Raw genomic sequence first — 277 nt, 5'->3', positions numbered from 1 at the left:
CCCTGAACCATACCTGCGCGACCACTGGCGTTTTTTTGATTACGCAGTTTATCGGCCAGTTGATACGCCAGTTTGTGCGCCTGTTCAGCAACTGGCTGCGGCAGGCGGGCTTGTTCCAGCAGCATAGAAACCGCTTCGGTTTCCGGGCGGCGATAGGCCGCTGTGATCGCGGCGCGGGAAACCGACTGGGGCAAAATTTGCTCGGCAAAGTCGAGGAATGGTTGGTGTGGTTCCTCTGCCGGAGTCGGTGCTTCATCGCTCTCATTGGCAGCGCCAG

General features: G+C 58.8%; 1 protein-coding gene. It reads right to left on the bottom strand.

Annotated features, from left to right (window positions below; genetic code table 11):
• The coding region (locus R2R70_RS19950) for a hypothetical protein (RefSeq protein ID WP_410978893.1) at positions 1–277 on the bottom strand (277 nt) is incomplete at both ends.

The organism is Cobetia sp. SIMBA_158, assembly GCF_046566945.1.
Lineage (GTDB): Bacteria > Pseudomonadota > Gammaproteobacteria > Pseudomonadales > Halomonadaceae > Cobetia > Cobetia amphilecti.
Note: the sequence above shows the minus strand (reverse complement) of the source record. Positions and strands in the feature narration are given on the sequence as shown.